21 protein-coding genes are annotated in these 25,803 nt (G+C 51.4%); 13 read left to right on the forward strand and 8 right to left on the reverse strand.

The features are described from left to right. Positions 1–39: 39 nt before the first annotated feature. Both AC50Y5_RS24885 and AC50Y5_RS24890 read right to left on the reverse strand, forming a co-directional pair. Positions 40–3,132 (reverse strand): AAA family ATPase, encoded by a 3,093-nt coding sequence (locus AC50Y5_RS24885; protein ID WP_494864064.1) that lies wholly within the window; start codon positions 3,130–3,132, stop codon positions 40–42. Beyond that, the gene (locus AC50Y5_RS24890) at positions 3,129–4,304 is read right to left on the reverse strand and encodes an exonuclease SbcCD subunit D (RefSeq protein WP_494864065.1); all 1,176 of its coding nucleotides are present in this window, start codon (positions 4,302–4,304) and stop codon (positions 3,129–3,131) included. Before AC50Y5_RS24890 ends, AC50Y5_RS24885 begins: the two co-directional genes overlap by 4 nt. 83 nt (positions 4,305–4,387) lie before the next feature. Here AC50Y5_RS24890 and AC50Y5_RS24895 point away from each other — a divergent pair, with 83 nt between their 5' ends. Next, on the forward strand, positions 4,388–5,686 hold the full coding sequence (locus tag AC50Y5_RS24895; protein WP_494864066.1) for an amidohydrolase: 1,299 nt from the start codon (positions 4,388–4,390) through the stop codon (positions 5,684–5,686). Between the two features lie 375 nt (positions 5,687–6,061). On the opposite strand, the gene AC50Y5_RS24900 is transcribed toward AC50Y5_RS24895, so the two are convergent. Then, the gene (locus AC50Y5_RS24900) at positions 6,062–8,224 is read right to left on the reverse strand and encodes a rhamnogalacturonan lyase (RefSeq protein WP_494864067.1); all 2,163 of its coding nucleotides are present in this window, start codon (positions 8,222–8,224) and stop codon (positions 6,062–6,064) included. Positions 8,225–8,740: 516 nt separating this feature from the next. Between AC50Y5_RS24900 and yhbH the strand changes: the two genes are divergently transcribed. Next, positions 8,741–9,892 carry a sporulation protein YhbH gene (gene yhbH / locus AC50Y5_RS24905; RefSeq protein ID WP_494864068.1) on the forward strand — a complete coding sequence of 384 codons (1,152 nt, stop codon included), beginning with the start codon at positions 8,741–8,743 and terminating at the stop codon, positions 9,890–9,892. A 123-nt stretch (positions 9,893–10,015) separates the two neighbouring features. Here the strand turns inward: yhbH and cysC are convergent, their stop codons facing one another. From cysC to AC50Y5_RS24920, 3 genes are all read right to left on the reverse strand, one after another. Continuing rightward, positions 10,016–10,630, reverse strand: coding sequence for an adenylyl-sulfate kinase (gene cysC, locus AC50Y5_RS24910; RefSeq protein WP_494864069.1), 615 nt, complete (start codon positions 10,628–10,630; stop codon positions 10,016–10,018). A gap of 10 nt (positions 10,631–10,640) precedes the next feature. Next, the gene (locus AC50Y5_RS24915; RefSeq protein ID WP_056039730.1) at positions 10,641–11,480 is read right to left on the reverse strand and encodes an alpha/beta hydrolase family protein; all 840 of its coding nucleotides are present in this window, start codon (positions 11,478–11,480) and stop codon (positions 10,641–10,643) included. Between the two features lie 99 nt (positions 11,481–11,579). Further along, entirely contained in the window at positions 11,580–12,617 is a 1,038-nt protein-coding gene (locus AC50Y5_RS24920; RefSeq protein ID WP_056039728.1) for a glycoside hydrolase family 53 protein, read from the reverse strand. A gap of 422 nt (positions 12,618–13,039) precedes the next feature. Here AC50Y5_RS24920 and glsA point away from each other — a divergent pair, with 422 nt between their 5' ends. The 11 genes from glsA to AC50Y5_RS24975 all read left to right on the forward strand — a co-directional run bounded on the left by glsA (position 13,040) and on the right by AC50Y5_RS24975 (position 23,455). After that, a complete protein-coding gene (glsA, locus tag AC50Y5_RS24925; RefSeq protein WP_235533258.1) occupies positions 13,040–13,957 on the forward strand; it encodes a glutaminase A in 918 nt (305 codons plus the stop codon). A 17-nt stretch (positions 13,958–13,974) separates the two neighbouring features. Next, the gene (locus tag AC50Y5_RS24930) at positions 13,975–14,376 is read left to right on the forward strand and encodes a DUF4265 domain-containing protein (protein WP_056039724.1); all 402 of its coding nucleotides are present in this window, start codon (positions 13,975–13,977) and stop codon (positions 14,374–14,376) included. Between the two features lie 275 nt (positions 14,377–14,651). Then, entirely contained in the window at positions 14,652–15,317 is a 666-nt protein-coding gene (locus tag AC50Y5_RS24935; protein WP_056039722.1) for an RraA family protein, read from the forward strand. After that, complete coding sequence (locus tag AC50Y5_RS24940) at positions 15,318–16,922, forward strand: ABC transporter substrate-binding protein (protein ID WP_494864070.1); 1,605 nt, start codon at positions 15,318–15,320, stop codon at positions 16,920–16,922. A gap of 82 nt (positions 16,923–17,004) precedes the next feature. Continuing rightward, complete coding sequence (locus AC50Y5_RS24945; RefSeq protein WP_494864071.1) at positions 17,005–17,814, forward strand: carbon-nitrogen hydrolase family protein; 810 nt, start codon at positions 17,005–17,007, stop codon at positions 17,812–17,814. Positions 17,815–17,858: 44 nt separating this feature from the next. Further along, complete coding sequence (gene nikB / locus AC50Y5_RS24950) at positions 17,859–18,791, forward strand: nickel ABC transporter permease (RefSeq protein ID WP_494864072.1); 933 nt, start codon at positions 17,859–17,861, stop codon at positions 18,789–18,791. Positions 18,792–18,793: 2 nt separating this feature from the next. Then, entirely contained in the window at positions 18,794–19,708 is a 915-nt protein-coding gene (gene nikC / locus AC50Y5_RS24955; RefSeq protein ID WP_081418965.1) for a nickel transporter permease, read from the forward strand. A gap of 16 nt (positions 19,709–19,724) precedes the next feature. After that, positions 19,725–20,708: an ABC transporter ATP-binding protein gene (locus AC50Y5_RS24960; protein WP_056039717.1), complete on the forward strand. Its 984-nt coding sequence runs from the start codon at positions 19,725–19,727 to the stop codon at positions 20,706–20,708. After that, positions 20,705–21,676, forward strand: coding sequence for an ABC transporter ATP-binding protein (locus AC50Y5_RS24965; protein WP_056039715.1), 972 nt, complete (start codon positions 20,705–20,707; stop codon positions 21,674–21,676). Before AC50Y5_RS24960 ends, AC50Y5_RS24965 begins: the two co-directional genes overlap by 4 nt. 71 nt (positions 21,677–21,747) lie before the next feature. After that, positions 21,748–22,497 carry a creatininase family protein gene (locus AC50Y5_RS24970; protein WP_056039714.1) on the forward strand — a complete coding sequence of 250 codons (750 nt, stop codon included), beginning with the start codon at positions 21,748–21,750 and terminating at the stop codon, positions 22,495–22,497. Between the two features lie 22 nt (positions 22,498–22,519). Beyond that, positions 22,520–23,455, forward strand: coding sequence for a dipeptidase (locus tag AC50Y5_RS24975; protein ID WP_494864073.1), 936 nt, complete (start codon positions 22,520–22,522; stop codon positions 23,453–23,455). Positions 23,456–23,910: 455 nt separating this feature from the next. On the opposite strand, the gene AC50Y5_RS24980 is transcribed toward AC50Y5_RS24975, so the two are convergent. Together AC50Y5_RS24980 and AC50Y5_RS24985 are read right to left on the reverse strand one after the other, a co-directional pair. Next, a complete protein-coding gene (locus AC50Y5_RS24980) occupies positions 23,911–25,080 on the reverse strand; it encodes a stalk domain-containing protein (protein WP_056039710.1) in 1,170 nt (389 codons plus the stop codon). Between the two features lie 38 nt (positions 25,081–25,118). Then, positions 25,119–25,784 (reverse strand): hypothetical protein, encoded by a 666-nt coding sequence (locus AC50Y5_RS24985; RefSeq protein ID WP_235533251.1) that lies wholly within the window; start codon positions 25,782–25,784, stop codon positions 25,119–25,121. Positions 25,785–25,803: the final 19 nt, after the last annotated feature.

Below are 25,803 nucleotides of genomic sequence, written 5' to 3' on the forward strand. Positions count from 1 at the left end.
GCAGGAGGCAACGTACGCGTTGTTTCCTGCCTTTTTCTATTAACGGACCGTTACGGCCGTGCGGCTGTAGCCTTCCTTCGTCTTATGAACTTCAAGGCAGGCGGGAAAAGCCTGCTTGAGCTCCTGTACATGCGAAATGACGCCAATCATGCGGCCGGCGCGCTGCAAATCGACCAAAGCCTCAATCGCCTTGTTCAGCGCCTCCTCGTCCAATGAGCCAAATCCTTCGTCAATAAACATCATTTCTATCGAAATTCCGCCTTGATGTGCCTGAATAACATCAGTCATTCCCAAAGCAAGGCAGAGAGACGCATTAAACTTTTCCCCGCCGGACATCGTTTTCACATCGCGATTTTGCCCTGTATAAGCATCGTACACGTCCAGTCCAAGGCCGCTTTGCTTCCCTCTGACCTCCAAACGGTCGCTGCGCTGCAGCATAAACTGCCCGCCCGAGAGCCGCTGCAGACGTACATTTGCTGCCTGCAAAATTTGCTCCAAAAACTCAATCAATATATAACGTTCAAAGGAAATTTTAAGTGCATTGTCGCCTTTGAGCATCTGATAAATATCGAGCACCTGCTCCAGCTCCGCCTCAAGCTGCTTCACGCGCTCGCTCGTTGCAGTGAGCTGACGAATCAGACGAGCAGCCTCCTCGCCATGCCTTGCAGCGGTTTGCAGGGCTGCAACAATCGACTCCAGCTGCTGCTTAAGCTCCGCGCCCACTGCTTGCAGCTGCTGAATATCCGCAGGCTGCTTTCCTGCCAGCTCCAGCTGCATATCTGTTACACGGCTCGACAGTGCCTGAACGGCAGACTTATACGCGTCCAGCTGTTCCTTAAGCGCTTGCCGCTCCTGCGGCGTTTTTGCGGCGGCGCGATAGGCCTCCAATGAATCAAATGCAGCTGTCCTTAGCTCGCTCAGCAGCCGTTCCTGCGCTTCTACCCTATTTCGCTGCGCTTCTTCCAATTGTTCGCGGGCCTGCACCGCATGAACGGAAGCTTCCGTCTCCTTAAGCTGCGCCTGCTGTAATTGCTTGACAGCAGCCTGCCAGGCATCTGCATGCTGGCGAACTTTCACCTGCTGGTCGGCCAGCGCCCGCTGCAATTGTTCGGGCTCGCGAAGCGACTCTGGAATGCGCTCCAGCTCTCGGGCGAGCAGCGACTCCTTCGCTCCCAGCTCAATTTGCACCTGCTGATACGCCGCTTGCCGCTGTTCTTTATCCCGGATGAGCCGCTCCAGCTCCGCTTCCCGCTTCTCCGCCTGCTCTTTAAGCAGGCGCATTTCTTCATTTTGCTGCAGCAGCCGCTCGGTCTCGTCCTTCAACTGCTTCCACTTCGTGCGCAGGTCAGCCTGCTGCTCAGCGAGATGCTCGGCAGAGGCGCCGTATTCCGCAAGCTCGGCGGCGCTGCTTTCCCAGCCGGAACGGGCTGCCGCTACTTGCAGCCTTGACGCATGCAGCTCGCGCTCGCAGGCAGCAAGCTGCTCCTTTGCCTGCGCGAGCTGCTCGCGTGAAGGCACGTCGGCGGCCGTTTGTATTTTGCCGGGATGCTCGACGCTGCCGCATACCGGGCAAGGCTTGCCGTCATGCAAATGGGCGGCGAGCAGGCCTGCTTGGCCTTCAATCCATTGCTGCTCCAGCCCGTCATGCCGGGCACGGACGGTCGAAAGCGCCTGTTCCTGGCTCGCTTCCAGCCGATTGAACTCCGCGAGCTCCTGCTCCAGCTTGATTAGCTTGGAGACATATTTGCCCTGCTGCTCGACGCGCCTGAGCTGCTCCTGCTTCGCTTGCAGCTGCTCGCCATCGCTCTCCATGAGCTTCAGCCGCGAAGCGCTAAGCTGCTTCGCTTCCTTCTCCGCCGCAATAGCCGCTTCTTCGCGCTCGAGCTGCGCCTGGCCCTGCTTCGCCCGTGCCCGCAGCTCCGTCACCGCCTGTCGCTGCTCGCCGATCTGCTGCACCGCTGGCGCCAGCTCCTCCAGCCGGCTCAGCTCACGCTCCGCCTCCCGCCGCTCGGGCTCACGCTGCTCCTCGCTCGCATGCCGCTGCTCAGCCGCAGCCAGCGCTTGCTTCGCCGCCTCCGCTTCGCGCTGCTTCGCCTCGCTGGCCTGCTGCTTCGCCTCCGCGTCCTTGCCAGCGCGGCTCGCTTGCTCCTCATAAGGCGTGAGCAGCGCTGCCCGCTCAGCCAATTGCAGCTCGCGCCCCTTCGCTTCCTGCGCGGCGCGGCCCAGCTCCAACTGCTCGAGCTTGCTTCGCTCCGCCGCAAGCTCTTCGAACCTTGCGTTCAGCGCGAGCGCAGCGCGCAGCCTCTCTTCCTGCGCATGCAGCTGCTCGCCCATCTGCTGCCGCTGCACATCGCCTTGCTGTACCAGCTCGCCGTAATAAGCCGCCTCCTGCTCCAAACTAGCAAGCAATTGCGCCGCGTTATACACCTCTTGGCTCAGCGTCGCTGCCAGCAAGCTCCCCTCGCGCTGAGGAAGCGCATCGCCCGATTGCTTCATATACATGTCATTGCGCAGCCGCGCTTCCTTGAGCGTTTCATTCAGCTCGCGGTTTTGCTGCTGAAACTTAAGCTCCAGCTTCTCATACAGCTCCGTGCGAAAAATCCGCCGCAAAATCTCTTCTTTATTATCGGTATCTGAAGTAAGCAGCTTGCGAAACTCTCCCTGCGGCAGCATCACGATTTGATTAAACTGTTCCTTCGTAAGGCCAATGATTGATTCCAGCTTGGCATCAACGTCGCGAACTTGAAAACGGTCGACAAGCGGCACAGCTTGTCCATCAACAAGCTCATACAGCTCTGCCTTGCCGCCCGTCTCGCTTTTGTTAGAGCCTTTACGATGCGGAAGCTGGCGAAATACTTGGTATTCCCGCTGTGCAACGGCAAAATGAAACTCAACCGACGTATGCGTATCATCTCCAGCAAAGTGGCTCCGCAGCATGCGTGCCTCCGAGCGGTCCTCCCCGCTGGCCGCGCCATAAAGCGCAAAGCAAATCGCATCAAAAATCGAGGTTTTACCTGCTCCCGTACTGCCGGAAATAACGAACAGCCGATGCTCGTCCAGCTGGGCAAAATCAATCGTTTCTGCATCCCGATACGGGCCAAAAGCGTTCATCGTTAGCTTGAGCGGTCTCATGCGCCTCCTCCTTCCTCATGCAGCAGCCGCCCGAACACATCGGCGAAGCGCTGCCGTTTACTCTCACTGAGCGGGCTGCCCTTGACCTCCTGATAAAAGGAAGCAAATAAAGCTACCGGATCAGCCTCCCTGCGGCCTGCCGCCTCGATTGCACCTTCAGAGGAAGCCTCTGCTTCTGCCAGCAGCACCGCTTCCGGCCTGCGCTCGACATGCAGCGCATTCGGATAAATCGCCCGTACCTTCTCCATCGGAAACAGCACTGGATTTTCATTCAGCAGCGTAACAAATACATAATCCTCGCTCATAGCATGCTGCTCAATTTGTTCAATCGTTCCGGAAACGCGGCGCAAATCGCGCAGCGGCTGGAATAACCGTTTTTCCACAGCTACCGCGCCTTTGTCATCCATCTCCACTACATAATAGCCTTTGGCGTGATGCTCCTCGGAAACGGAATATTTAAGCGGCGAACCCGCATATCTGATTTTATCGTCGCTGACATTATGCGCCTGATGCAGGTGGCCGAGCGCCGTATAATGAAATGGCGCAAAATAACCGGCACGCACATGCTCCGCCCCGCCAATCGCCAGCGGACGCTCCGAATCGCTCGTATTCGGCTCCGCCTCGCCAGTTGCCGTAACAAAGGCATGACCGACAAAAACATGGCGCGCAGCAGGATCAAGCTGATCTCGCAGCCGGTCCGTCAAAGCTTTCATCGCATCATCATGCGTACGAATACTCTCATCGTCCAGCACGTAACGCACATATGCAGGATCGGCATAAGGCACGAGGTGAAAATGCACCTCGCCATGCTCATCGCGGAGAATGACAGGCTTCTGCTCCCGCTTCATTCTTCCCGCAATATGCAGCCCCCGGCTCGCCATCATCGCTGTGCCAAAATCAATCCGATCCGGACTGTCGTGATTGCCAGACACAGCAAGCACCGGCGTTTCAAGCTTAATAACAATATGCTGCAGCACCTTATCGAGCAGCTCTACTGCATCAATGGGCGGAATGGCCCGATCATACAAATCACCAGCAATAATAACGGCATCCGGGCGTTCGCGTTCAATATCGGCAATCAATTGCTCCAGCACATAACGCTGGTCTTCTGTCATATAAACACCTTGAACCAGCTTGCCTAAATGCCAGTCTGCGGTATGGAACCATTTCATAATGGCGAAACATCCTTTCTTGCCCTTGACCTTCACGCAGCGTCAACGATTATCCTCCTAAGTATACCAAGGAGGGGACAAGGATGAGAACACTAATTCAAAACGTTCATATTTTAACAATGAAAAAAGGAGAAAAGCTTTTTCAAGGCGAGCTGCTGATCGAAAATGACCGCATTGCGGCCATTGGCACAATTTTGCCTGAGGATAAGGCTCAAGCAAGCAAAATCATCGATGGCAAAGGCATGCTGGCAATGCCTGGCCTCATTAATGCTCACCAGCATACGCCAATGAGCTTGCTGAAAGGTTTTTCCGATGATTGCAAGCTGATGGAGTGGCTGGAGCATAAAATGCTTCCTGCCGAGGCGCGGATGACGCCTGAGGATATTTATTGGGGAGCCAAGCTGGCCATGGCGGAAATGATCAAATCCGGCACCACGGCATTTGCCGATATGTATGTGCATATGAACGAAATTGCCGCTGCTGCCTTGGAAACAGGGATGCGCGCCTCCTTAACACGGGGACTTGTATTTATGCAAAATGACGGCGGCAAACGGCTAACCGAAGCGCTCGATCTCATTGACCGCTGGCATGGCCAGGCCGACGGGCGAATTACGACGATGTTTGGCCCCCACGCCCCCTATACTTGCCCGCCAGAACCGCTGGCAGAAATCATTAAGCTCGCCGCCGAAAAGGATTTGCCTATCCATATTCATTTGGCGGAAACGGTAGAGGAAGTCGCCAAGATCAAAACCAAATACAGCTGCTCGCCAACCGTTTATTTGCACAATCTCGGGTTATTCACCGAGGCCCATGCTTTGCTTGCCCATGGTGTCCATCTTACACATGAAGATATTCAGCTGCTTAGAGGTATGAAAGGCGGCGTTGCTCACAATCCGGTCAGCAATTTGAAGCTGGGCTGCGGCATTGCTCCGGTGGCAGCGCTTATCGAGGCTGGCGTTACGGTTGGGCTGGGCACGGACGGATCAGGCAGCGCTTCGACCGTTGACATGTTTGAGGGGATTAAGGCGGCGGCCTGGATGCAAAAAATGGCGGCAGGCGACCCGTCCGTTTTCCCGGCCCATCAGGTGCTGGAAATGGCGACGGCTGAAAGCGCCAAGCTGCTGCGCCTTGATCAGGAGATAGGAACGCTTGAGGCTGGCAAAAAAGCCGACCTTATTTTAGTCAATATGAATAAGCCCCATTTGCAGCCGGTCCATAATCGGGAATCTCTGCTCGCCTACGCCGTGAATGGCAGCGATGTCGATACGACCATCGTCAATGGCAAGCTCTTGATGCAAGGGCGCGAGCTGCTGACCATAGACGAGGAGGAACTGCTTAAGCAGGCGGCGATTCGGGCTCGGAGAATCGTGGACGGTATTTAGAGCAGCAAGCATGCGGCAGCGCGGCTGCTTTTTTCGCAATCTGCCGCGCATGCGCATGCCTGCTGCCGCAGAATGACAGCTCTATTTTTCAACTATGGCTTGTATTTGTTATTCGTAACTGTGTTCAATATGGCTAATCTGCCACTCGGGTTGTGCGGTTCCTGCTCCTTATGTCCGTTATCCCCTTAGCTCAGAAAAGCCGCTTGAACGGCCCAATCCGGCATCATGCCTGATCAAACCGTCCAAACAGCTCCCCTTAGCTTCCCTCGAACAAAAGGGTTACTTATTACTTCTCTTTACGCTGCTATTCTAGAAAATGTTTTGGACAGACTCCGATTTCCATGTTTCTGAGCTAAGGGGATAACACCCATAGCTCTATAAAATAGGAGCAGCTTGTCCAAGCAGAGCGCGCATTGCTGCAACTGAAGCAGCTTGAGCAGCTGCACTTGGATCAGCCGGGCCCGTTGGCACACTATTGTCTGGCAGCTGCTCAGGAGCGGGCGTCGTTTCCGGCTCTGTCTGAGGGTCAGTATCCGGCCCCGTTTGCGGAGCTGGCTCCTGCTCAGGGGCAGTCGCTGCTTCTTCCATAGCAGCCTGCTCTGCGAGCAAAGCATTGGCAGTGCCTACTTCCGTAAACGATGCCTGTGGCAGCGTCGTGTACATGCTTGGCGCAGGTGGCGTGCTCATGCCATCTCCGAGGAAATAGCTCGTATGCGGCGGCTGGTTGTAAGCTACATTTTGCCAGGCCACAGCAAGGCGGTATACCGCATCATGCATCAGCGTGTAGAGACGATATGCCGTGACATCTGTCGTCGTATACAAGCGCAGCTTGGTGCTGTCCTCTGTGCGCCACAATACTTCCTCACGCCAGTCGCCAATCAGATCGGCCTGCAAGCTTGGCGTACCTTTTGTCGAATTGTTTGAGTAAGTTCCTGTTGCCGTCAGCAGGCGGCTTACTGCACCGGTATTGTAATTCCATTTTTCAATTTTGCCCACGCCAACTCCTGCACTTCCTGACCATGCATGATCAAGCAGCTCGCGCAGCAGGTCGCCGTCCCACCAGATTCCGAAATTTTGCGAGGATGGAGGCGTGCTGGAAATGAGCTGCCCCGTAATCGTCCTCAGCCCTACACCACTGCCAGCCCAAACCTCAGCTCCCGGGTAACGGGGATCGATGTCGGCCGCCATGCCGCGTCCCGTATCAGCCCCCGTATACACACCCCATAAAATTTGACCAGTAGCCGCATCATGCACTTGGGCGCCATAAGGCTTGCTCGTATCCTCATTTACCTTGAACACCTCAAAGCCAGCGCGATTCGGATTCAAATCGCTGACATGCATCGCATCGCCATGCCCCATATTTGTGTTATAGAGCTTCTGGCCATTATCATCAACCGTCATCGCGCCGAAAACAATTTCATCCTTGCCGTCATTGTCTACATCCGCCACACTAAGGCTGTGATTGCCTTGCCCCGCGTAAGCAGAATTGCCGGAACTGTTCGTATCAAACGTCCAGCGGCTCGTTAGCGATCCATTGCGGAAGTCAAACGCGGCAATCACCGTTCTCGTATAATATCCGCGCGACATCACGATGCTTGGCCTAACGCCGTCCAAATAAGCAACGCCAGCTAGGAAGCGGTCGACACGGTTGCCATAGCTATCTCCCCAGCTTGATACAGTGCCCCTTGCTGGTACATAGTTGGTTGTCGCAAGCGCTGCTCCGGTCTGCCCTGAAAAAACAGTCAAATATTCCGGGCCAGACAGCACATAACCTGAAGAATTGCGGTAATCGGCAGTCGAGCTGCCTATCACTTGTCCTGTTCCGTCCACGGTGCCGTCCGCAGTTTTGATGACCACCTCGCCTTTGCCGTCGCCGTCAAAATCATAGACGAGAAATTGCGAATAATGGGCGCCTGCACGAATATTTTTTCCCATATTAATGCGCCACAGCTTCTGGCCGTTCATTTTGTAAGCATCAAAAATTACATTGCCGGTATACCCCGATAGGGAGTTATCCTTAGAGTTCGACGGGTCCCATTTGAGGACGATTTCGTATTCGCCATCTCCGTCAAGGTCGGCTACGCTCGCATCATTTGCGCTATAGGTATAGCTTTCACCGCTCGGTGTTGTTCCGCCAGCAGGCTTGTCCAGCGGAATATCTTTATAATTGCTCGCCCATACGGTTGCCGTATTGGAGGCCGGGCGTTCAACGCCATTAACAACGGCGCGGACATAATAGGTAGAGGAGCTGCTTCCACTAGCATCAAGTAGATTCGTACTTGTCGTAATGACACTGCTGTTGACCTTCGTCCCGTTGCGATAAACGTTAAAGCCCGTATTAGCTGCCTCGCCGCCGAGTAGCCGCCAGCTGACAAATACGCCTCCGCTTACTTTTACCGCAACGACTCCTCTCGTTAAAGCCTCCATCTGCCTTGGGGCAGCAGCACTGACCTTCGGATCAACAACAATAGCCGGAATGACCAGCAAAGCAGCAACAGCGAGCATAATCGTTTTGCGAAATACGTTTTTAAAGTTCATCTCTTCTTATTCAGCTCCTTTTCGCAAATGATATTTTATCAACACCCACAAATGAAAGCGCTACCAAATTATTCGAAAAATAAGTCTGCTTCATGCCTTGAATTCCCAGAATCACGAACCATTAACCATTCGGGCAGGCATCCACCTCCTTGATAAATCATACGTTTTTATGAATCAAAACCATAATTTGGAACCGCTTTCATTGTCGATGATAGACTGTGTTCCGACATTTTACTACTTAAAAAACAGAGTTTTTTGTTTAAAAAACCGAGATTCATTCGATTAATTAGCTAGAATCAGATCGCTTTTGACTCACATATCCGCCCCAGACTTGAATATATTGAATAACAAGGTGAAACGGCTATCGCCGTCCTTTGGCGGCAAGGCGCGTTTCACTCCGAGAAATATAAGCCTAATGATAAGTATGAAACTTATAAATTCTTATATTTCAACGAAAAATTAGATCCCCTGGCCCTGATCCAGCTATTATTGATGAAAGATGGGAGTGTAACGCTCATGGCAGAACCGTTATTTATCGTGTCACAAGAGGATTGGTCCTTGCATCGCAAAGGTTACGAAGATCAAGCCCGGCACCAGGAAAAAGTAAGAGAAGCTGTTCGGCAAAATCTCCCCGATATTGTAACCGATGAAAGCATTGTATTATCCGATGGCAAGCAGACGGTGAAAATACCGATTAAAAGCATTGATGAATCCCATTTCGTCTACAACTACAACAAGAAGCAGCATGTTGGACAAGGCGATGGCGATTCACAGGTAGGGGATGTGCTCGGCGTTGATCCTGGGGCGGCCAAAGGTTCTGGCAAAGGACAGGGTGCAGGCGATCAGCCGGGCGAAGACTATGTGGAGGCGGAAATTAGCATTGACCAGCTGGAGGATATGCTCTTCGAGGAGCTGGAGCTTCCTAATCTGGAGCAAAAACAGAAGGATGTTATGGAAACAACCGAGGTCGTCTTTCACGACATCCGTAAAAAAGGAATCATGTCCAACATCGACAAAAAACGGACGCTCATTCAAAATTTAAAGCGCAATGCCAATGAAGGACGTTCAGGAATTGGCGGCATCTCGCCGGATGATTTGCGTTTTAAAACGTGGAATGAAGTTTTGAAGCCCCAATCCAATGCCGTCGTATTGGCGCTCATGGATACTTCAGGCTCTATGGGGTCTTTCGAAAAATATTGCGCCAGAAGCTTCTTCTTCTGGATGACTCGTTTTCTGCGCCGGAAATACCAGCATGTCGAGATGGTATTCGTAGCACATCATACGGAAGCGAAGGAAGTGACTGAGGAGGAATTTTTCACTCGGGGCGAAAGCGGCGGCACCATCTGCTCCTCTGCCTATCAGAAGGCGCTTGATATTATCGACAGCCGTTATCCATCTGCCAACTGGAACATTTATCCTTTCCATTTTTCCGATGGCGATAATTTGACCTCCGATAACGAGAAATGCGTGAAGCTAATCGACAAGCTGCTGGAGCGGGCCAATCTGTTCGGCTACGGCGAGGTTAATCAATATAATCGCAGCAGCACCTTAATGTCGGCATATAAAAACATAAACAATAAAAAATTTATGTATTCGATTATAAAAGATAAAGGCGAAGTGTATAAGGCGCTGAAAACCTTTTTCTCCAAGCCCGCAAGCGGCGCTTAGCAGCAGACATTAGTAAAAAGCTTCCTCTTCGAGCGTTCCCGAAGAAGAAGCTTTTTTCACATCATTTTATATCATGTGTTGGTGTTGCATTAGTATAAGCTGTCGCTTGCCATTTGCCGGTTACTAAACCTGCTTGGCTATAATACCGCGCTGCTGCAAGCAGCGGATAACGGCCTCAGCCGCTGTCTCCGCATCTCCTTCGCCTGAAAACAGCTCCAGCTCTGGAGCTAGCGGCTTCTCATATGGAGCAGATATGCCCGTGAACAGCGGAATTTCTCCTCGCCGCGCCTTGCTGTACAGCCCCTTCGGATCACGCCGCTCGCATATGGCAAGCGGACAATTCACATATACCTCCACATAGGGATGCGGAGCTGCTATCGCTCGCGCCAGTGCACGATCCGCCTCAAGCGGCGAGACGAGTGCCGCAATGGCAATGCTTCCACTGCCGGCAAACAGCCCCGCCACCTCTGCGGTGCGCCGCACATTTTCGCGGCGATCCTCTGAGCTAAAGCCAAGATCGCGGTTTAGTCCATGCCGCAAATTATCGCCATCCAGCACCGTCGTTCGCACACCGCCAGCTTGAAGCTGCCTGTGAAGCGAGGCAGCAATAGACGACTTTCCCGAGGCAGGCAGCCCTGTTAGCCATACGATACAGCCGGAATAGTCCCATTGGCCAGACTGCTGCAATCCGCCAAGCTCATACGAATGCCACTTTACATTCGGGGATTTTTGATCCATCCGGCACCCCCTATTTTAGTCGCTCATTTAGAAAAAGTACCGTCAGCCGAAGCGCTTCCTCCAAATCCGCAGTCGTGCCGATAAATGGATGCTTCGCGCCAAAGGTATGGTCCGCTCCTGCCAGTGTAACGAACGTATGCTGCGGTGCAGCCTCGCGCATTTGTTCGTAGCCTGATACAAGACGCTCTGAATCTTGATCCCCCTGTATGAGCAGTGCCGGAACCGCGAGGGAGCCCAGCACCTTCTTAATATTAAAAGCTTCTGCATTGTGCTCCAGATCTTCAAAAAATACTGGCGATATCGGCATTTGCTGCTTCGTACGCATATTTGGCACATAACCGACGCCATGGCTCAGTACCTCCTGCCGAAATGCCTCCGTAAAGAGATTCACGTCAGCTATGCCGTTCCATGTTACAACTGCCTTCAGCTGCGGGTATCTCGCAGCAGTCAAAATCATATTTCCGCCGCCACGGCTATGTCCAAGCAGGGCAATCCGGCTCGTATCCAGCTCCTCGGCAAAGGGAAGCTTCTCTTCCAGCAGATGGGCGATGATTGTATTAAGATCCAGCTGCTCACGGGAATACGTGTTCACCGCGAATTTATCCAGCTCGTCAAAGTCCGTCTCCGCTACGCCATTGCAGCTGAAATTAAAGGAAATGACAGCAAAGCCATGCCTTGCAAGCTGCTCGCAGGCATAGGGCATAAATCCCCAATCTTTAAACCCTTTGAAGCCATGGGCCACGATAACAACCGGCTTCTTCCCCGGTTCGCCTGACACTCGAACGTCCCCTCGCAGCGTCAGGTTTGATTCCAAATCAATGGTAAAAGGTTTGCTATTTACGGCTTCCACCTACAAACTCCCCCGTTTCTCCAAATAGATTCGTCCTGCTTTCTATTATAAGGGAAGAAACAGGGGAATGAATAGCCGGGCTGCTTCGGCGCAAGCTTGCTAGTTCAAGAAACCTTCCAATGCAATCGTCGGCTGGCCGTTTGCCTGCCAAGCTCCTTTATTGTAGCCGCCATTGTAGCCTGGAGGCGCCTCCGGCTCCCAATAGAAGACACCTAGCCCCTTGCCGCCAGAAATGTTGCGAACCTTCGTTTTAATCGCGGCAACAAAGCTCTTAGTAGCGGCTGGCTGGTTATATTCAAGGCCAATTTCGGAAATGATTACCGGCTTGCCGTAACGGGCAATCATATCATTGGCATTGCTAATCGTCTGGTCAACCTTGGCAGACCAATCCGTAGCCGATGGATACAGCGACATGCCGATAATATCAAAGGTAGCGCCATTGCTGATCAGCCCCCCGATATTCCAAACGAATAAAGCATTATCATTGCCGCCTGCCAAATGAACAATCGTCTTCGTACCGGAAGAGATCGATTTTACTGCATTGTTGCCGGTATTGACCAGCCATGCATAGTTTTGCATGCTGACGGTCGCTTTCCCGTCATTCCACAGCATGCCGTTGTTCGTCTCATTGCCGATCTGTACCCAATCCGGCGTCACGCCCTTCGCCTGCATCGCCGTCATTACCGCCCGCGTATGGTTCCATACCGCGTCCATCAACTGCTGGAACGTGTAGCTATTCCAAGCAGCAGGCTTTGTCTGTTGGCCTGGATCGGCCCACGAATCGCTGTAATGCAGCGTCAGCATAATGCTCATGCCTGCATTTTTTGCCCGCTGCGCCAGAGCTGCGGCACGGTTCATATCCAGGTAACCGTTTGCATAATTGCTCGAAGGATTTACAAATACGCGAATCCGCACTGAATTAATCTGATAGTCATCCTTTAAAATTTGAATGATATCCTTGGTCGTGCCGTTTTTGTCCTTCCAGGTGTAGCCTTGCGCCTCAAGACCGGGAACCCAGCTTATGTCCGTCCCTTTCGCAAAAGCAGGAGCCGCCTCGGCCTGATTAAGCGGCAGCTGTACGGTAATAAGGGCGACAATCATCATAGCAAAAACGAGCAGCCTTAGTCTTTTTTTCATTTTCAACATTCCCTCTTCCTTTAATAGTTTGCCAGACTTAGCGTCGATTGGGCGCACAACCAATGATGTATCCGCTTACATAAATGGGTTTCAACAAACGTCCCCTAGCAGCGACAGGCTTTCAAGCCTATGGTGAAGAAGCATCAGCAGCGTGTGCAAATGGGGGGACTGCCGATTCCTTCACCACATCTTTTCCATCGGTTACTACGGGATACGCTTATGATTATAAATTCCCTTCACACAGAAAAACAGGATACAATGTGAATATATTGGATGATTTTACAACATTTCCTCTTCTCCTCCCTTCAGATCACTGTGCGTTAGCCTGATGCGTTTCACTACCAAAATGTATTATAATAGAGCCATTCATGCCAAACTGGCGAGCAGGAGGAAACGAATTGACGAATAGCGAGCTTAAACATATGCAAACCCTGCTGCCCGAATGGGTAGAAACGTCCCGCCAGCAGGCTCTTCATGGCAAAGTGGCCTCCTACATACCTGAGCTTGCAAAATCCCCCAAGGACGCCTTGGGCATTCATATTGTGGGTGCAGAAGGTCAAATAGCATCTGCTGGAGATTGCGGCATATCCTTTACTATGCAAAGCATTTCCAAAGTCTTCACGCTCATTCTGGCGTTAATGGATAATGGCGAGGAAGCGGTTTTCGCCAAGGTTGGCATGGAGCCGACCGGGGACAGCTTCAACTCCATGCTCAAGCTGGAGCTTGTGCAGCCCGGCATTCCCTTCAATCCGCTGATCAATGCTGGAGCGATTGCGATTTCTTCGCTGATTGCCGGAAGCAGCCGGGAGGAGAAATCGGCCCGAGTGCTCGATTTTTTCCGCAATCTCTCAGGCAATGTTACGCTGGATTATGATAACGAGGTATATTTGTCAGAAGCCAAAACGGCAAATTTGAATCGGTCGATGGCTTATTTTCTAAAGGATAAGCAGGTGCTGCAGGGGGAAGTCGAGGAAGTGCTCGACGTGTATTTCCGGCACTGCTCAATCAGCGTCACCTGTGCGGATTTGGCTCGCATGGCGCTTGTGATGGCGCATAACGGAACCGACCCCGTTACCGGAACCCGGCTGATCCCACGGCGTTATGTGCAGATCGCCAAAACCTTTATGATTACTTGCGGCATGTACAACGCCTCGGGCGAATTCGCAATACAAGTTGGTTTGCCGGCCAAAAGCGGCGTATCTGGCGGCATTTTGGCGATCGTTCCCGGTCGTTATGGCATCGGCGTCGTCGGTCCATCCCTGCATCGCAAGGGCAACAGCATTGCAGGTGTCCATTTGCTGGAAACGTTGTCGCGAACGTTTGACCTAAGCTTATTTTAACGAAGAAGGTGCCCATTATGAATCCATCTGTTGAGCTTGGCATTTCCTTTCATTCCTCCGGGCAGGAGATTGAAATGCTCAAGGTAACGCCGATTGACGATCAGCGCTACCGCATTGAAGAAAATCCATTATTTACGGAAATGGTATCATTCGGTGATATTGTCAAGCTGGAGCAGCAAGGCAACATTTATTTTTATAAAGAGACCGTCCGCAAATCCCGCTTAAGAAGATATTCCTGGCTGCTCAGTCAGGACGTTGCTTCATCCGAGGAGCTTGCCGATTTCAAAAATCGCGTCGCCGACAGCGGCGGCAACTGGGAAACGATTTTTGGAGGCATGCTCATAATCAATGTGCCGAGCCATATTGATTTTGATCCCGATGTGGAAATAAATAATATTACGGTGAGCAAGGACCGATAAGATCCTTTTCAATACCATTACCCTATGGCATCCAATATCGATTTGGATGCTTTTTTTGTTTTTCTGGCTCTATTGTGAAAGGAAAAGGCGCAGCCTGTCCATTCCATCCTCCTATGGCAACCCTATAGTTTTTTCCAATTAGCTATTGAAATTATCTATATGCGTTTACATTGACGGTAGAGAACGAGTAATGCTATTGTTTTCAACAAGTTAAAACATACTAATCACATCAGATTTATCAAGTTAATGTTTCGAGTGAGGGGAGAACACATCTAATGTTTCGCATCGAACCAAGAGTACAAGGAGTAACGGCTGAGTTGCTTGAGCTTTATGAACACATCAGCCCTTCAACGATTGGCCATTTGACGGATTTCGGGTTTCTCACCGGCCTGCAGCCGCTGTTTCGCCCGATTCGCCTCTTAGGCAACGCAGTCACCGTACGGATTCCTCATATTGACGCTTCCGCCATTCGGCATGCTTTCGAGCTCGCGCAGCCAGGCGATATTATCGTGGTCGATATGTCCGGTGATGAACAGCGTGCCTGCTGGGGAGAATTTGTGACGTATGCTGCACTGGACAAAAAGATTGCTGGAGCCATTATATCCGGCTGCGTCACCGACGTACGGCCGATCACACAGCTTCGTTTTCCGGTCTATTCCAAGGGTATTAGCGCGCTGACTACCCGCTCGCTCCAGCTCGAAGGCGAAGTCAATACACCTGTCAGCGTCAGCGGCGTCAGCATTCAGCCAGGCGACCTCATCGTCGGCGATGATGATGGCGTATTCGTCATCAATCCGCTTCATGCCAAGGAGCTTGGGCTCATCGCCCAAGAAAAGCAGCTCAAGGAACAACAGCGCCGGAAGGAACTCGGCTACGATAAACGGCTCGCTGGATGTACAGACCAGCTAGCGGCAACCGACAATCAAGGGGGAAACAACTAGATGAGAAGGAATCTTTTCAAAAACAAGCTGGGCCTTGCCCTTATAGCCTTATCCCTGTTCGCTGCTGGCTGCGGCAATGGCGGCGGAGCAAACAGCACTGCAAATACGAATACCGCAGCGCCGAATACAGCGTCAAGCAGCACAGGCGCAGCTTCCGATACAGCGGCAGCGAAAAGCCTGACGATCGCCTTGACGGGCGATGCCATTGGATTTGATCCACAAAATGCGACTGACTCTATCTCCAGCTTTATTAATTATCAAATCTATGATCGTCTTGTCACCTTCAACGATAAGCTTGAAATCGTTCCTCAGCTTGCAGAAAGCTGGAAAGCCTCGGCAGACGGCAAAACATGGACCTTCCAGCTGCGTCAAAACGTGACTTTCCAAGATGGCGCCCCTTTTAATAGCGAAGCGGTTAAAACTAATTTTGAACGCCTGATCAACCCGGATAAAAAGCTGTCCCAATATGCGACCTTGGGCCAATTCATTGAATCCGTCAGCACGAACGGCGATTCCGAAGTCATTTTTCAGCTCAAAGAGCCGCAGGGCGCTTTCCTTAACAATATTGCCGTCACTTCCGGGAGCATCATTAGTCCTAAATCAATTCAGGAAGATGAAGCAGGCATTGCTAAAAAGCCAGTCGGCACAGGCCCCTTTAAGCTCAAAAGCTGGAGCTCCGGCAACGAGATTGTACTGGAGGCAAACGATCAATATTGGGGCGGCAAGCCGGGCGTAAGCAGCATTACGTTCAAAACGGTAACCGAAAATGCGGCTCGCGTTATTATGCTTGAATCCGGCGAAGCGGATCTCATTGACAAAGTGCCGGGGACAGACGTTGAACGCTTGTCAAATGACAGTAAGTTTACCGTCAATACTCGCTCTACCAATCGCGTTGGCTATATCGGCATCAATACGAAGCATGCTCCTCTGGATAATGTGTTGGTACGCAATGCGCTCAATCTGGCGATCAATCGTGAAACGCTGGTCAACAAGCTTTATGAAGGCAGAGTTGAGGTTGCCACTTCGTTTATTTCAAAAAATTCATTTGGCTACACCGATGTGGGCGCATACGCCTATGATGTGGAAGCGGCGAAAAAGCTGCTGCAGGAAGCTGGCGTGAAGGAAGGAACGACGCTGCGAATTGTGCTTGCGGCAAATGCCGTGCAGGATCGCCCGGCCGCCGAATTTGTGCAAAACAGCTTGCAGCAGTTGGGCTTCAAAGCAGAGCTGCAGGTGCTGGAGCTTGCTTCTTATCTCGATGTGCTGAAAAATCCGGACAGCTATGATTTATTCGTCCGGGGCGCGTCTTCCGTTACAGGTGACGGCGATGCTCTGCTGCGCGACAGCTTCCTTTCGACGAGCAAGTCCAATTATGCCTTCTATGCCAATCCCAAAGTAGACGAGCTCATTCTTGCGGGAGGCCAAGCGCTTGACAAGGCGGAACGCCAGAAAAATTACAACGAAGCTTTACAGCTCATAAAAGCGGACGCGCCTTGGATTCCTTTGTATGAGGATACCGTCCAAATTGCATATTCCAGCAAAATTGAAGGCATCACCTTTCTGCCTTCCTTGCTCTGGGACCTGCGCGGCGTGAAATTCAAGTAAGCATGATGGTGCTGCGCGAGCGGCACCATTCGCATGGAAAGCCCGTTTTTTCAAAAAATTGGATACAGGAGTGAAAGCATCTATGACCTTTCAAATCGTAATGGCACAGTTCGGTTCTTCAAGCAGCAAGCAGGAAAATTTGGACAAGGCGGAAAAGGCGCTGCAGGACGCGACCTCGCTGCACCAGGCCGATCTGGTCGTTTTCCCGGAAGCCTTTATGAGCTTCTATCAAATCGGCACGCCAAGAGAACGCAAGCTGGAGGATGCCGAGCCGCTGGAAGGGCATTTCGTTGCGACGATGCAGTCGCTGGCCAAGCATTATGGCGTATGGGTCATTTTCGGTACGCGGGAGACTACGGAGGATTCCGCGGATGACCGCGTATACAACTCCACGGTCATTATTGACTCGGACGGCCAAATCGTCGGCCATTATCGCAAAACGCATTTATATGATGCATTCGGCGCGCAGGAATCACGCGATATTAAACCCGGCACGGCGCTCTTCGAGCCGATTGATACGCCATTCGGCAAGCTGGGACTTTTCGTCTGCTATGAGCTGCGCTTCCCGGAAATCGCCCGCTACCAGGCGCTGCATGGGGCCGACGTGATTATTGTGCCATCCGGCTGGGTACGCGGTCCGGTGAAGGAACGCCACTGGGAAAATCTCGTTACGACGCGGGCGCTGGAAAATACCGCTTATGTCGTTGCCGTTAATCAGGTCAACGAGTTTTACATCGGCCAGAGCCTGATCGTTGATCCGATGGGCGTTGTCGTAGCACGCGGTGCAGAAACGGAGACGCTTATTCCCTACCGGATTGATCTGGCGCGCGTGCGCGAAGTCCGCACCAAGCTCCCGTCGCATATTCATCGGCAGGCGCATTTGTACGGCTAATCGCTTGGCCGCTTCATTTTAGTGGTCAGGAAGGAGTTTTCCCCTTGTTTAACTATGTACTAAAACGATTGCTGCAAATGATCCCGACGCTAATCGGCGTTTCCCTGCTCTCTTTTATCATTTTGCAGCTCGTGCCTGGCGATCCCGCTGAATTAGTTGCTGGTCTAGACGCCAGTCCCGAGGAAGTGCAAATCATCCGGGAGCGGCTCGGAACCGACCGTCCGCTCTACGAGCAATATATCGATTATAATTGGCAGCTGCTGCAAGGCGATTTCGGCACTTCGCTGCGATCGGACAATCCGGTGCTGCAGGAAATTATGGAGCGGTTCCCGAGCACGGTGAAGCTGACGATTTTGGCTACGCTGGTTACCGTTGTCATCGGGCTATTTTCCGGTATTATCGCTGCAACCAAACCCGGCAGTGCCCGCGATCATGCGGCCATGGCTTTCTCTTTGTTCGGCATATCGATGCCCGTTTTTTGGCTGGGCATAATTCTCATTCTTATTTTTGCCTATTATTTTCCCATATTGCCTTCCGGAGGCAGCAGCGAGCTGAAGCATTTTGTGCTTCCGGCACTCGTTCTCGGCATTTCCTCTGCCGCTGTGCTCGCACGGCTTACACGCTCCAGCATTCTTGAGGTCATTAATCAAGACTATATTCGTACTGCAAAAGCCAAAGGGGTCCGTCAATGGCTCATCATTTACAAACACGCGCTTAAAAATGCCTTCGTTCCGATTATTACCGTCATCGGCATGGAAATCGGCAATCTGCTCGGCGGCGCAGTGCTTACGGAGACCGTCTTCTCCATGAATGGTCTGGGCCGCTATATCATTCAATCGATTCAGTTTAGAGATTATTCGGCTGTGCAGGGCAGCATTTTATTCGTTGCGTTTATTTTCGTCATCGTCAATCTGCTCGTTGATTTGTGTTATGCCGCTGTCGATCCGCGAATCCGTTATGACCGGAAGGAGGCCTAACGATGAGTGAACCCAAAGCTGCATCCCTGCTTGCCCAAAGCATTCCATCGGCTTATGACGATGGGCCTGCCAAACGAGAGGCCCTTTACAAGCAAGTGCTCAAGCGGCTCATAAGCAACAAACGCTCTCTGCTGGGCCTATGGATCGTTGGCCTCTTTATTTTTATTGCCATACTGGCACCTTGGATCTCCCCTTATGATCCACTCGAGCAAAACATGGATATGCTGCTGCAAGCGCCATCCCTTAGCCACCCATTCGGAACGGACGAATATGGGCGGGATATTTTGTCACGGATATTTTATGGGTCGCGCATCTCGCTCATGGTAGGTATTGTCGGCGTCGTCATTTCTGTCGTTTTTGGCGTAGCCTTCGGCACAATAGCGGGTTATTTTGGCGGCAAAATCGAATCGGTCATTATGCGGATCACCGATATTTTCATGGCCTTTCCCGGCTTTCTGCTGGCTCTTGCCATTGTAAGCGTGCTTGGTCCTGGAATGGTGAATCTCATGATTGCCATCGGCATTTTTTCCGTGCCGTCGTTCATCTGGATTACCCGCAGTGCTGTACTGTCGGTTAAAAACAAAGAATATATTGAAGCCTCGCGCTCCATGGGCGCCAAGCACAGACGCATTATTTTGAAGCATATTATTCCGAACAGCATTGCTCCCATTATTGTGCTTTCGGCGCTGCGCGTAGCTACCGCCATTTTATCGGCATCAGGGTTAAGCTTCCTTGGAATGGGCGCACAACCGCCATCTCCGGAATGGGGGGCCATGCTGAGCGCAGGCCGGGAATTTCTTCGCACCGCGCCCCATCTGTCCATCGTGCCGGGCATCGCTATTATGCTTGTTGTCCTTGGGTTCAATCTGCTCGGCGATGGGCTGCGCGATGCCCTTGATCCAAAAATGAAGGTTTAGCTAAGGAGGGCCCGCATTGAAACGCAAGCTACTGGAAATAAAGGCGCTCAAAACGTATTTTCATACTGGCGATGGCGTCATTCCCGCTGTAGACGGTATTGATATTACGATTTATGAAGGCGAGACGGTCGGTATTGTCGGAGAATCCGGCTCAGGCAAAAGCGTGACATCGCTGACCGCCATGCGTTTAACGCCAGGCAAAGTCGTCGAAGGCTCCGTCACCTTCGATGGCCGGGATATTCTTGCGCTTTCCGAGAAGGAAATGCGCAGCGTGCGCGGCAATGACATGGCGATGATTTTTCAAGAACCGATGACCGCGCTTAATCCCGTGTTTACGATCGGCGAACAGCTGCTTGAAGCCATTCGCATTCATATGAAGCTCAGCCGCTCTGAGACGAAAGCAAGGGCAATTGAAATGCTGCATCTGGTTGGCATTCCTAGCCCCGAGCAAATGCTGCGGGAGTACCCCCACCGCTTGTCCGGCGGCATGCGGCAACGGGTTATGATCGCCATCGCGATGGCCTGCAATCCCAAGCTGCTCATTGCCGATGAACCGACGACCGCACTAGACGTTACGATACAGGCCCAAATTCTGGAGCTAATGCAGCAGCTAAAAACGAGCCATGGCACCTCCATCTTGCTTATTACGCATGATCTTGGCGTCGTTGCGGAAATGTGCGACCGCGTAGCCGTTATGTATGGGGGACAAATTGTCGAGGAATGCGACGTGCTTACCCTTTTCACAAGTCCCAAGCATCCCTATACACAAGGCTTAATGAAGTCGATGCCCACGCTTGAAACGGATGAGCGCAGACTATATTCCATCCCGGGCAGCGTTCCGCCGCCCGGAAGCTTGCGGGAAGGATGCCGTTTCAGCCCCCGCTGTGAATTTGCGCAAGCGATTTGCCATGAGCAGCATCCGCAGCTCGAAGCAGTAGGGGCTGGGCATTCAGCCAGATGCTGGCTCCATGCATCCGAAGCAAAGGAGGCGTTCCAATGAATGAACCGCTGCTTGAGGTAAGCCATTTAACCAAATATTTTCCGATCAAAAAAGGGCTGTTCAATCGGACGGTAGGACATGTGAAGGCGGTCGATGGCCTGCGATTTACGATTTTCAAAGGCGAAACGCTGGGCCTTGTGGGTGAAAGCGGCTGCGGCAAATCTACAACAGGCCGTACGCTGCTGCAATTGCTTCGTCCAACGGCAGGCGAAATTAAGTATGAGGGCCGCAATTTGGTCGGCCTTCCGGTGGAGGAGCTGCGCAAGCTGCGGAAGGATATGCAGATGGTGTTCCAGGACCCATACGCCTCGCTTGATCCCCGTATGACGGTGGGCGAGCTCATTGCCGAGCCGCTCGACATTCATCAAGCAGCAACCGGCAAGGAAAGGACTAGACGGATCGATGAGCTGCTGGAAACCGTCGGCTTAAACAGCCGTTATGCGGATCGCTATGGCCATGAGTTCAGCGGCGGGCAGCGGCAGCGGATCGGCATTGCCCGCGCACTTGCGCTGAACCCCAAGCTGATCGTCGCAGATGAGCCCGTCTCCGCTCTCGACGTTTCCATTCAATCGCAAATTATTAATTTGCTTCAGGATTTGCAGGAGCAGTTCAAGCTTACCTATTTATTTATCGCCCATGATTTAAGCGTAGTCAAGCATATAAGCGATCGGATCGGCGTAATGTATTTGGGCGGAATTGTAGAGCTGGCAGGCAAACGCGAATTGTTTGCAGAGCCGCTGCATCCCTATACGCAGGCGTTATTGTCCGCCGTACCCACCCCTGATCCGCTTGCCAAAAAGAGCCGCATTGTGCTGCCGGGCGATGTGCCGAGCCCGGCGAGCCCGCCTCCCGGCTGTGCTTTTCATACGCGCTGCCATGCCTGCATGGCCGTTTGCCGTACCGACAAGCCTGAGCTGCGGGATGTCGGCGGAAGGCAGGTCGCCTGCCATTTGTACAACCAAGCTTAGACAGGCCCATCTTTGATGGAGCGAGATTCATCAGTTATATTTTAAAATTCATACAATTGGGAGAGCGCATTATGACGAAAAGCCGCAAATTAAGAGACATCAGCTGGACCGTCTTCGAGGAATACAAAAAACAAACGGAGCTGGTCATTGTTCCTGTAGGCGCAATCGAGGTATATGGCCCTCATCTGCCTCTTGGCTCGGATGGGCTGCTGGCAGCCAAATTGGCAGAGCTCGTTGCCGAGTGTGTTGGCGCACTGATCGGACCAAACGTAGAGGCTGGAGATTCCACCGTACTAAATGATTTTCCCGGAACCATTACGATTCGCCCCGAAAGCTTAAAAGCTTATCTCGGCGACATAGTAACCAGCTTGTTAAAATGGGGCTTCAAACGTATACTCTTCATTAACGGCCACGCTGGAAATGTATCGGTTATTAATCAAATCGTGCATCAGATCAAGGAACAGCATAGCGATGTATTGGCCGCCCAAATCGATTGCTGGCGGTTCATCAAGGCGCAGGATGACGGCATTTCCGAATCTGGAAAATTTTCAAACGGCCATGCTGGTGAAATCGGCACCTCCGTCCTGCTTCATCTTTACCCTCAGCTTGTAAACCAGTCCATTATCATCGATGAACAGCCCGCGTTTGAAGATCCTTTTCCCGAAATCATCAAATACAACCGTCTGTCTTCCATTTCCAAATCAGGCGTCGTTGGACATCCATCTTTTGCGACAGCCGGGAAAGGCGAAGCCTTAGTGCAGCGCTCTGTTGACCGTATTCTCGCTTTCCTAAGCGAAGCTTGGGACATTAAACCGCTGTAAATGCCGGTGAAAGGAGTTTTAAATGAACATTATCGATTTGCATTGCGATGCTTTAATGAAGCTGGGGGAGAAGAAAGGCAGCCTTTCCTTCAACGATGCACCTGAGCTGGATACGAACAAGCAGCGCCTGCTTACTGGGGGCGTCAAGGTACAAGGCTTCGCCATTTTCGTCATGCCGAACTTGACTGATCAAGAGAAGTTTCAATCGGCGCTCGACCAGGTGCATTATTTTTACGAGGAAGTATTAGGGAAAAATCCGGACATGAAGCACATCAAGGAATGGAAGGATATCGGCAAGCTGGCCGAGCACGAGATTGGCGCTTTTCTGACGCTTGAAGGCGTTGATCCGGTCGGTAATGACTTGCATAAGCTGAATATGTTTCACCGCCTTGGCGTGTTGTCGGTCGGCCTGACCTGGAATTTCGCCAATCTTGCTGCTGATGGGGTGCTGGAGCCTCGCGGAGCGGGACTTTCCTCCCTCGGCCGCAAAATGGTACAGTTCCACAATGAGCACCGGATTTTGACCGATGTGAGCCACTTGAATGAGCAGAGCTTCTGGGACGTCGTGGAAACAGCCGATTATTTGATCGCCAGCCACTCGAACGCCAAGGCCGTATTCGATCATCCGCGAGGGTTGTCTGATGAGCAAGCGCAAGCGCTGTTCGCCAAAAATGCAACCGTTCATGTCGTCTATTATCCTGAGTTTATTAAGCCCGAATCGGACGGAATTACGACAATCTCCGATCTAATTAAGCATATTGACCATTACTGTGCCATTGGCGGCGTTCATCATGTTGGCCTTGGCTCCGATTTTGACGGCATCAACGCTTACGTGCATAATCTCGAAAACGCCGCAAAAAGCCAAAACCTGATTAATGAGCTGCTTAAGCATTACTCTGAGGAGCAGGTGCGGGGCTTTGCCCATAATAATTTTCTGCGCCGGGTTTCCTCCCTTTAATGCAAAAGACACTTTTCGAAAATATTATAGTTCTCTGATTAAAAGAGCGTAGCAAGCCCCCACCTTTCACTGGTGGGGGCTTGCTCGGTGTTTAGTATAGTATATTTGCCACTTTCTCTGCGTCTTGAATACCTCGTTCCGAAAGAGGTCTCCCCAACTCATCAGGGTTATAGACTGAATGAGCATGACGAACAAAATATATGTTTGTATCCATTTCTACACGCTAACCTGCCTTTCTACAAGCCCGTTTAGAACTTCGTGCGGAATGACCTGTTGCCCCGTTCACTTTATGAATCCTCAAAACCAAACATAGATGCGCCTAGCATCATTATTTTAGAAATCAGTAAAAAAAGACGCCGCAGCGCTGCTTTCCTCCCTTGCGGGCAGGCGATACAAACGCTGCGGCTTTTTCTTTTTCTTTATCCGGCTTAACCTTCTGCTTGTTTGTTCAATTATTATTTACGTTTCCAGACAGAGCCGTCGGAGTATGCAACCCGATCAATTTGAATATTTTTGAGCTTGGTTGTGTCGCTGTAGGAGTAGAGATCCCATGTGAATATGTGACTATAACCGCTCAATACTTTAACATTGGCACCTTTTCCGTAGAAACGGTTTGTGTACGGATAACCACCCTTTACCGGGTCGCCGTAAGCGTCATAGGTGCTAAAAGAAAGCTCGAATGAAACTATCGTTTTAGCTGTCAAATTCCATAGCTCTATATTCGCTTCCGGATATCCTAATGAATCATAAGTAATGCTAGAATCAACAACTTTAAAAGGAACATTATTATTTTTCTTAAGCTCCTCTTTCAGCTTCTTCTTGTAGTCCTCTTCCTTCTGTTTGTAGAGAGCTCTCATCTGCTTTTCAATCGTGCCGCCATTGCCATAAAGCTGTTTAGCCAGCTTGTAGCTTTTGCTTACCGTTTCTTCTTCTCCCACCACTATGCTATAAACGGTTCTGCCGAAAAAGGTATAGTTCGTGCCATTCGAATCAAAATTTTCGCCTGGCTTTACGGTCGCATTGTTAAAAGCGGCTTTGCCGCGCGCATTCAACGATGCTGTAAAATCATAGGCCTGCACAGCGCCACCGGCATAATAATATTCCACATAATTAACAACGATTTTTTCCGTGCCTAGATTTTTCACAGCGGAATTCGTAATTTGCAGCGGCAGGCCTGTATAATATTTGCTTTTGCTTGGGTCTACCGTTTTAATGCTGATTTGGTTGCCTTTCGTTTCCATAGAAGCGCCTAGACCATCTGTCAACAGGCGAAGCGGAACCATGGTGCGGCCATTTCGTTCTACAGCGGGCGTTCCCAAAAATATAGAAATGCCATTAACCGTAGCAACGGGCTCATTCAAAATAATCGAAATCGTCATTTCGCCGCTTGAAGCGATGATCCGCTTGTTGCCCTTGTCCCAGCTGAAGGCGAGGCCAAGTGCTTCAATCGTTTCTTTTGCCGATACAAGCGTTGTGCCGTTCTCGCTTATTGGTGCCTGCGCGTAAGCGATTTTCTTGCCGTTTACAAAAACGCTCTGGCTCTCCGCCTTAGCGGCCGAAAGCCCCGTTGGGATTGCCAGCAGCATGACCATAGCCAGCAAAACTGTAATTACTTTCTGTTTCATATTTCATTCTCCCTCTATTTATATATTTCGCGAAGCGGCTATTCGCTGCGCAACGAGTAGACGTATTCCTTGCCTTCAATCGTAACGATAATATCAATCGGCTTTTTGTCTTTGGCCGCTTCCTTAGGCAGCTCAGCGATAAAGTGAAGAACTCCCGTTTTTAATGGTTCAATATTCGTTATGTTTGTATAGGTAAAGTTGCCTCCACCCGACTCTTCAATTGCAGAAAAGCTTTCGTACTCGTATTTGCTATCATATTTCACTTGTACATTGGCAAATTCATCTGCGCCTTTGGACGAGCTGAGCAAGCTTTTGAACTTAAGAACGATGTCCAAATAAATATTTTCGGCATCCTTTATCTCGTAGTAATTGTAGAAGCTGTCAGGCTTCGGCGGAACGACTTTGGACGTAAACTCTGTCTTCGTGAGCGTAACCTCTGCAAAGTCGGCAATAACGAGCGCTTTTTTCAATTCTAGTACACTGCCTGCGTCAGCGGATGGCTCCGGTGCCGGCTCCGAAGACGCCTCGCTTACCGCAGCAGTATTAGCGGCCTCGGCAAGCTCTGCCTTCAGCTTCTCATTTTCAGCACTCAACTGGCTTACTTGCTCCTTTAATTGACTTACCTCTGTGGAAAAATCCTCCGTTTGGCCGGCGCAGCCAGCCATGACGAGCATAGCGGCAACTGCAAAAATAGCTTTTTTCATAATGGTAAATACCCCCTAT

Source organism: Paenibacillus sp. JT22N7, from assembly GCF_059383875.1.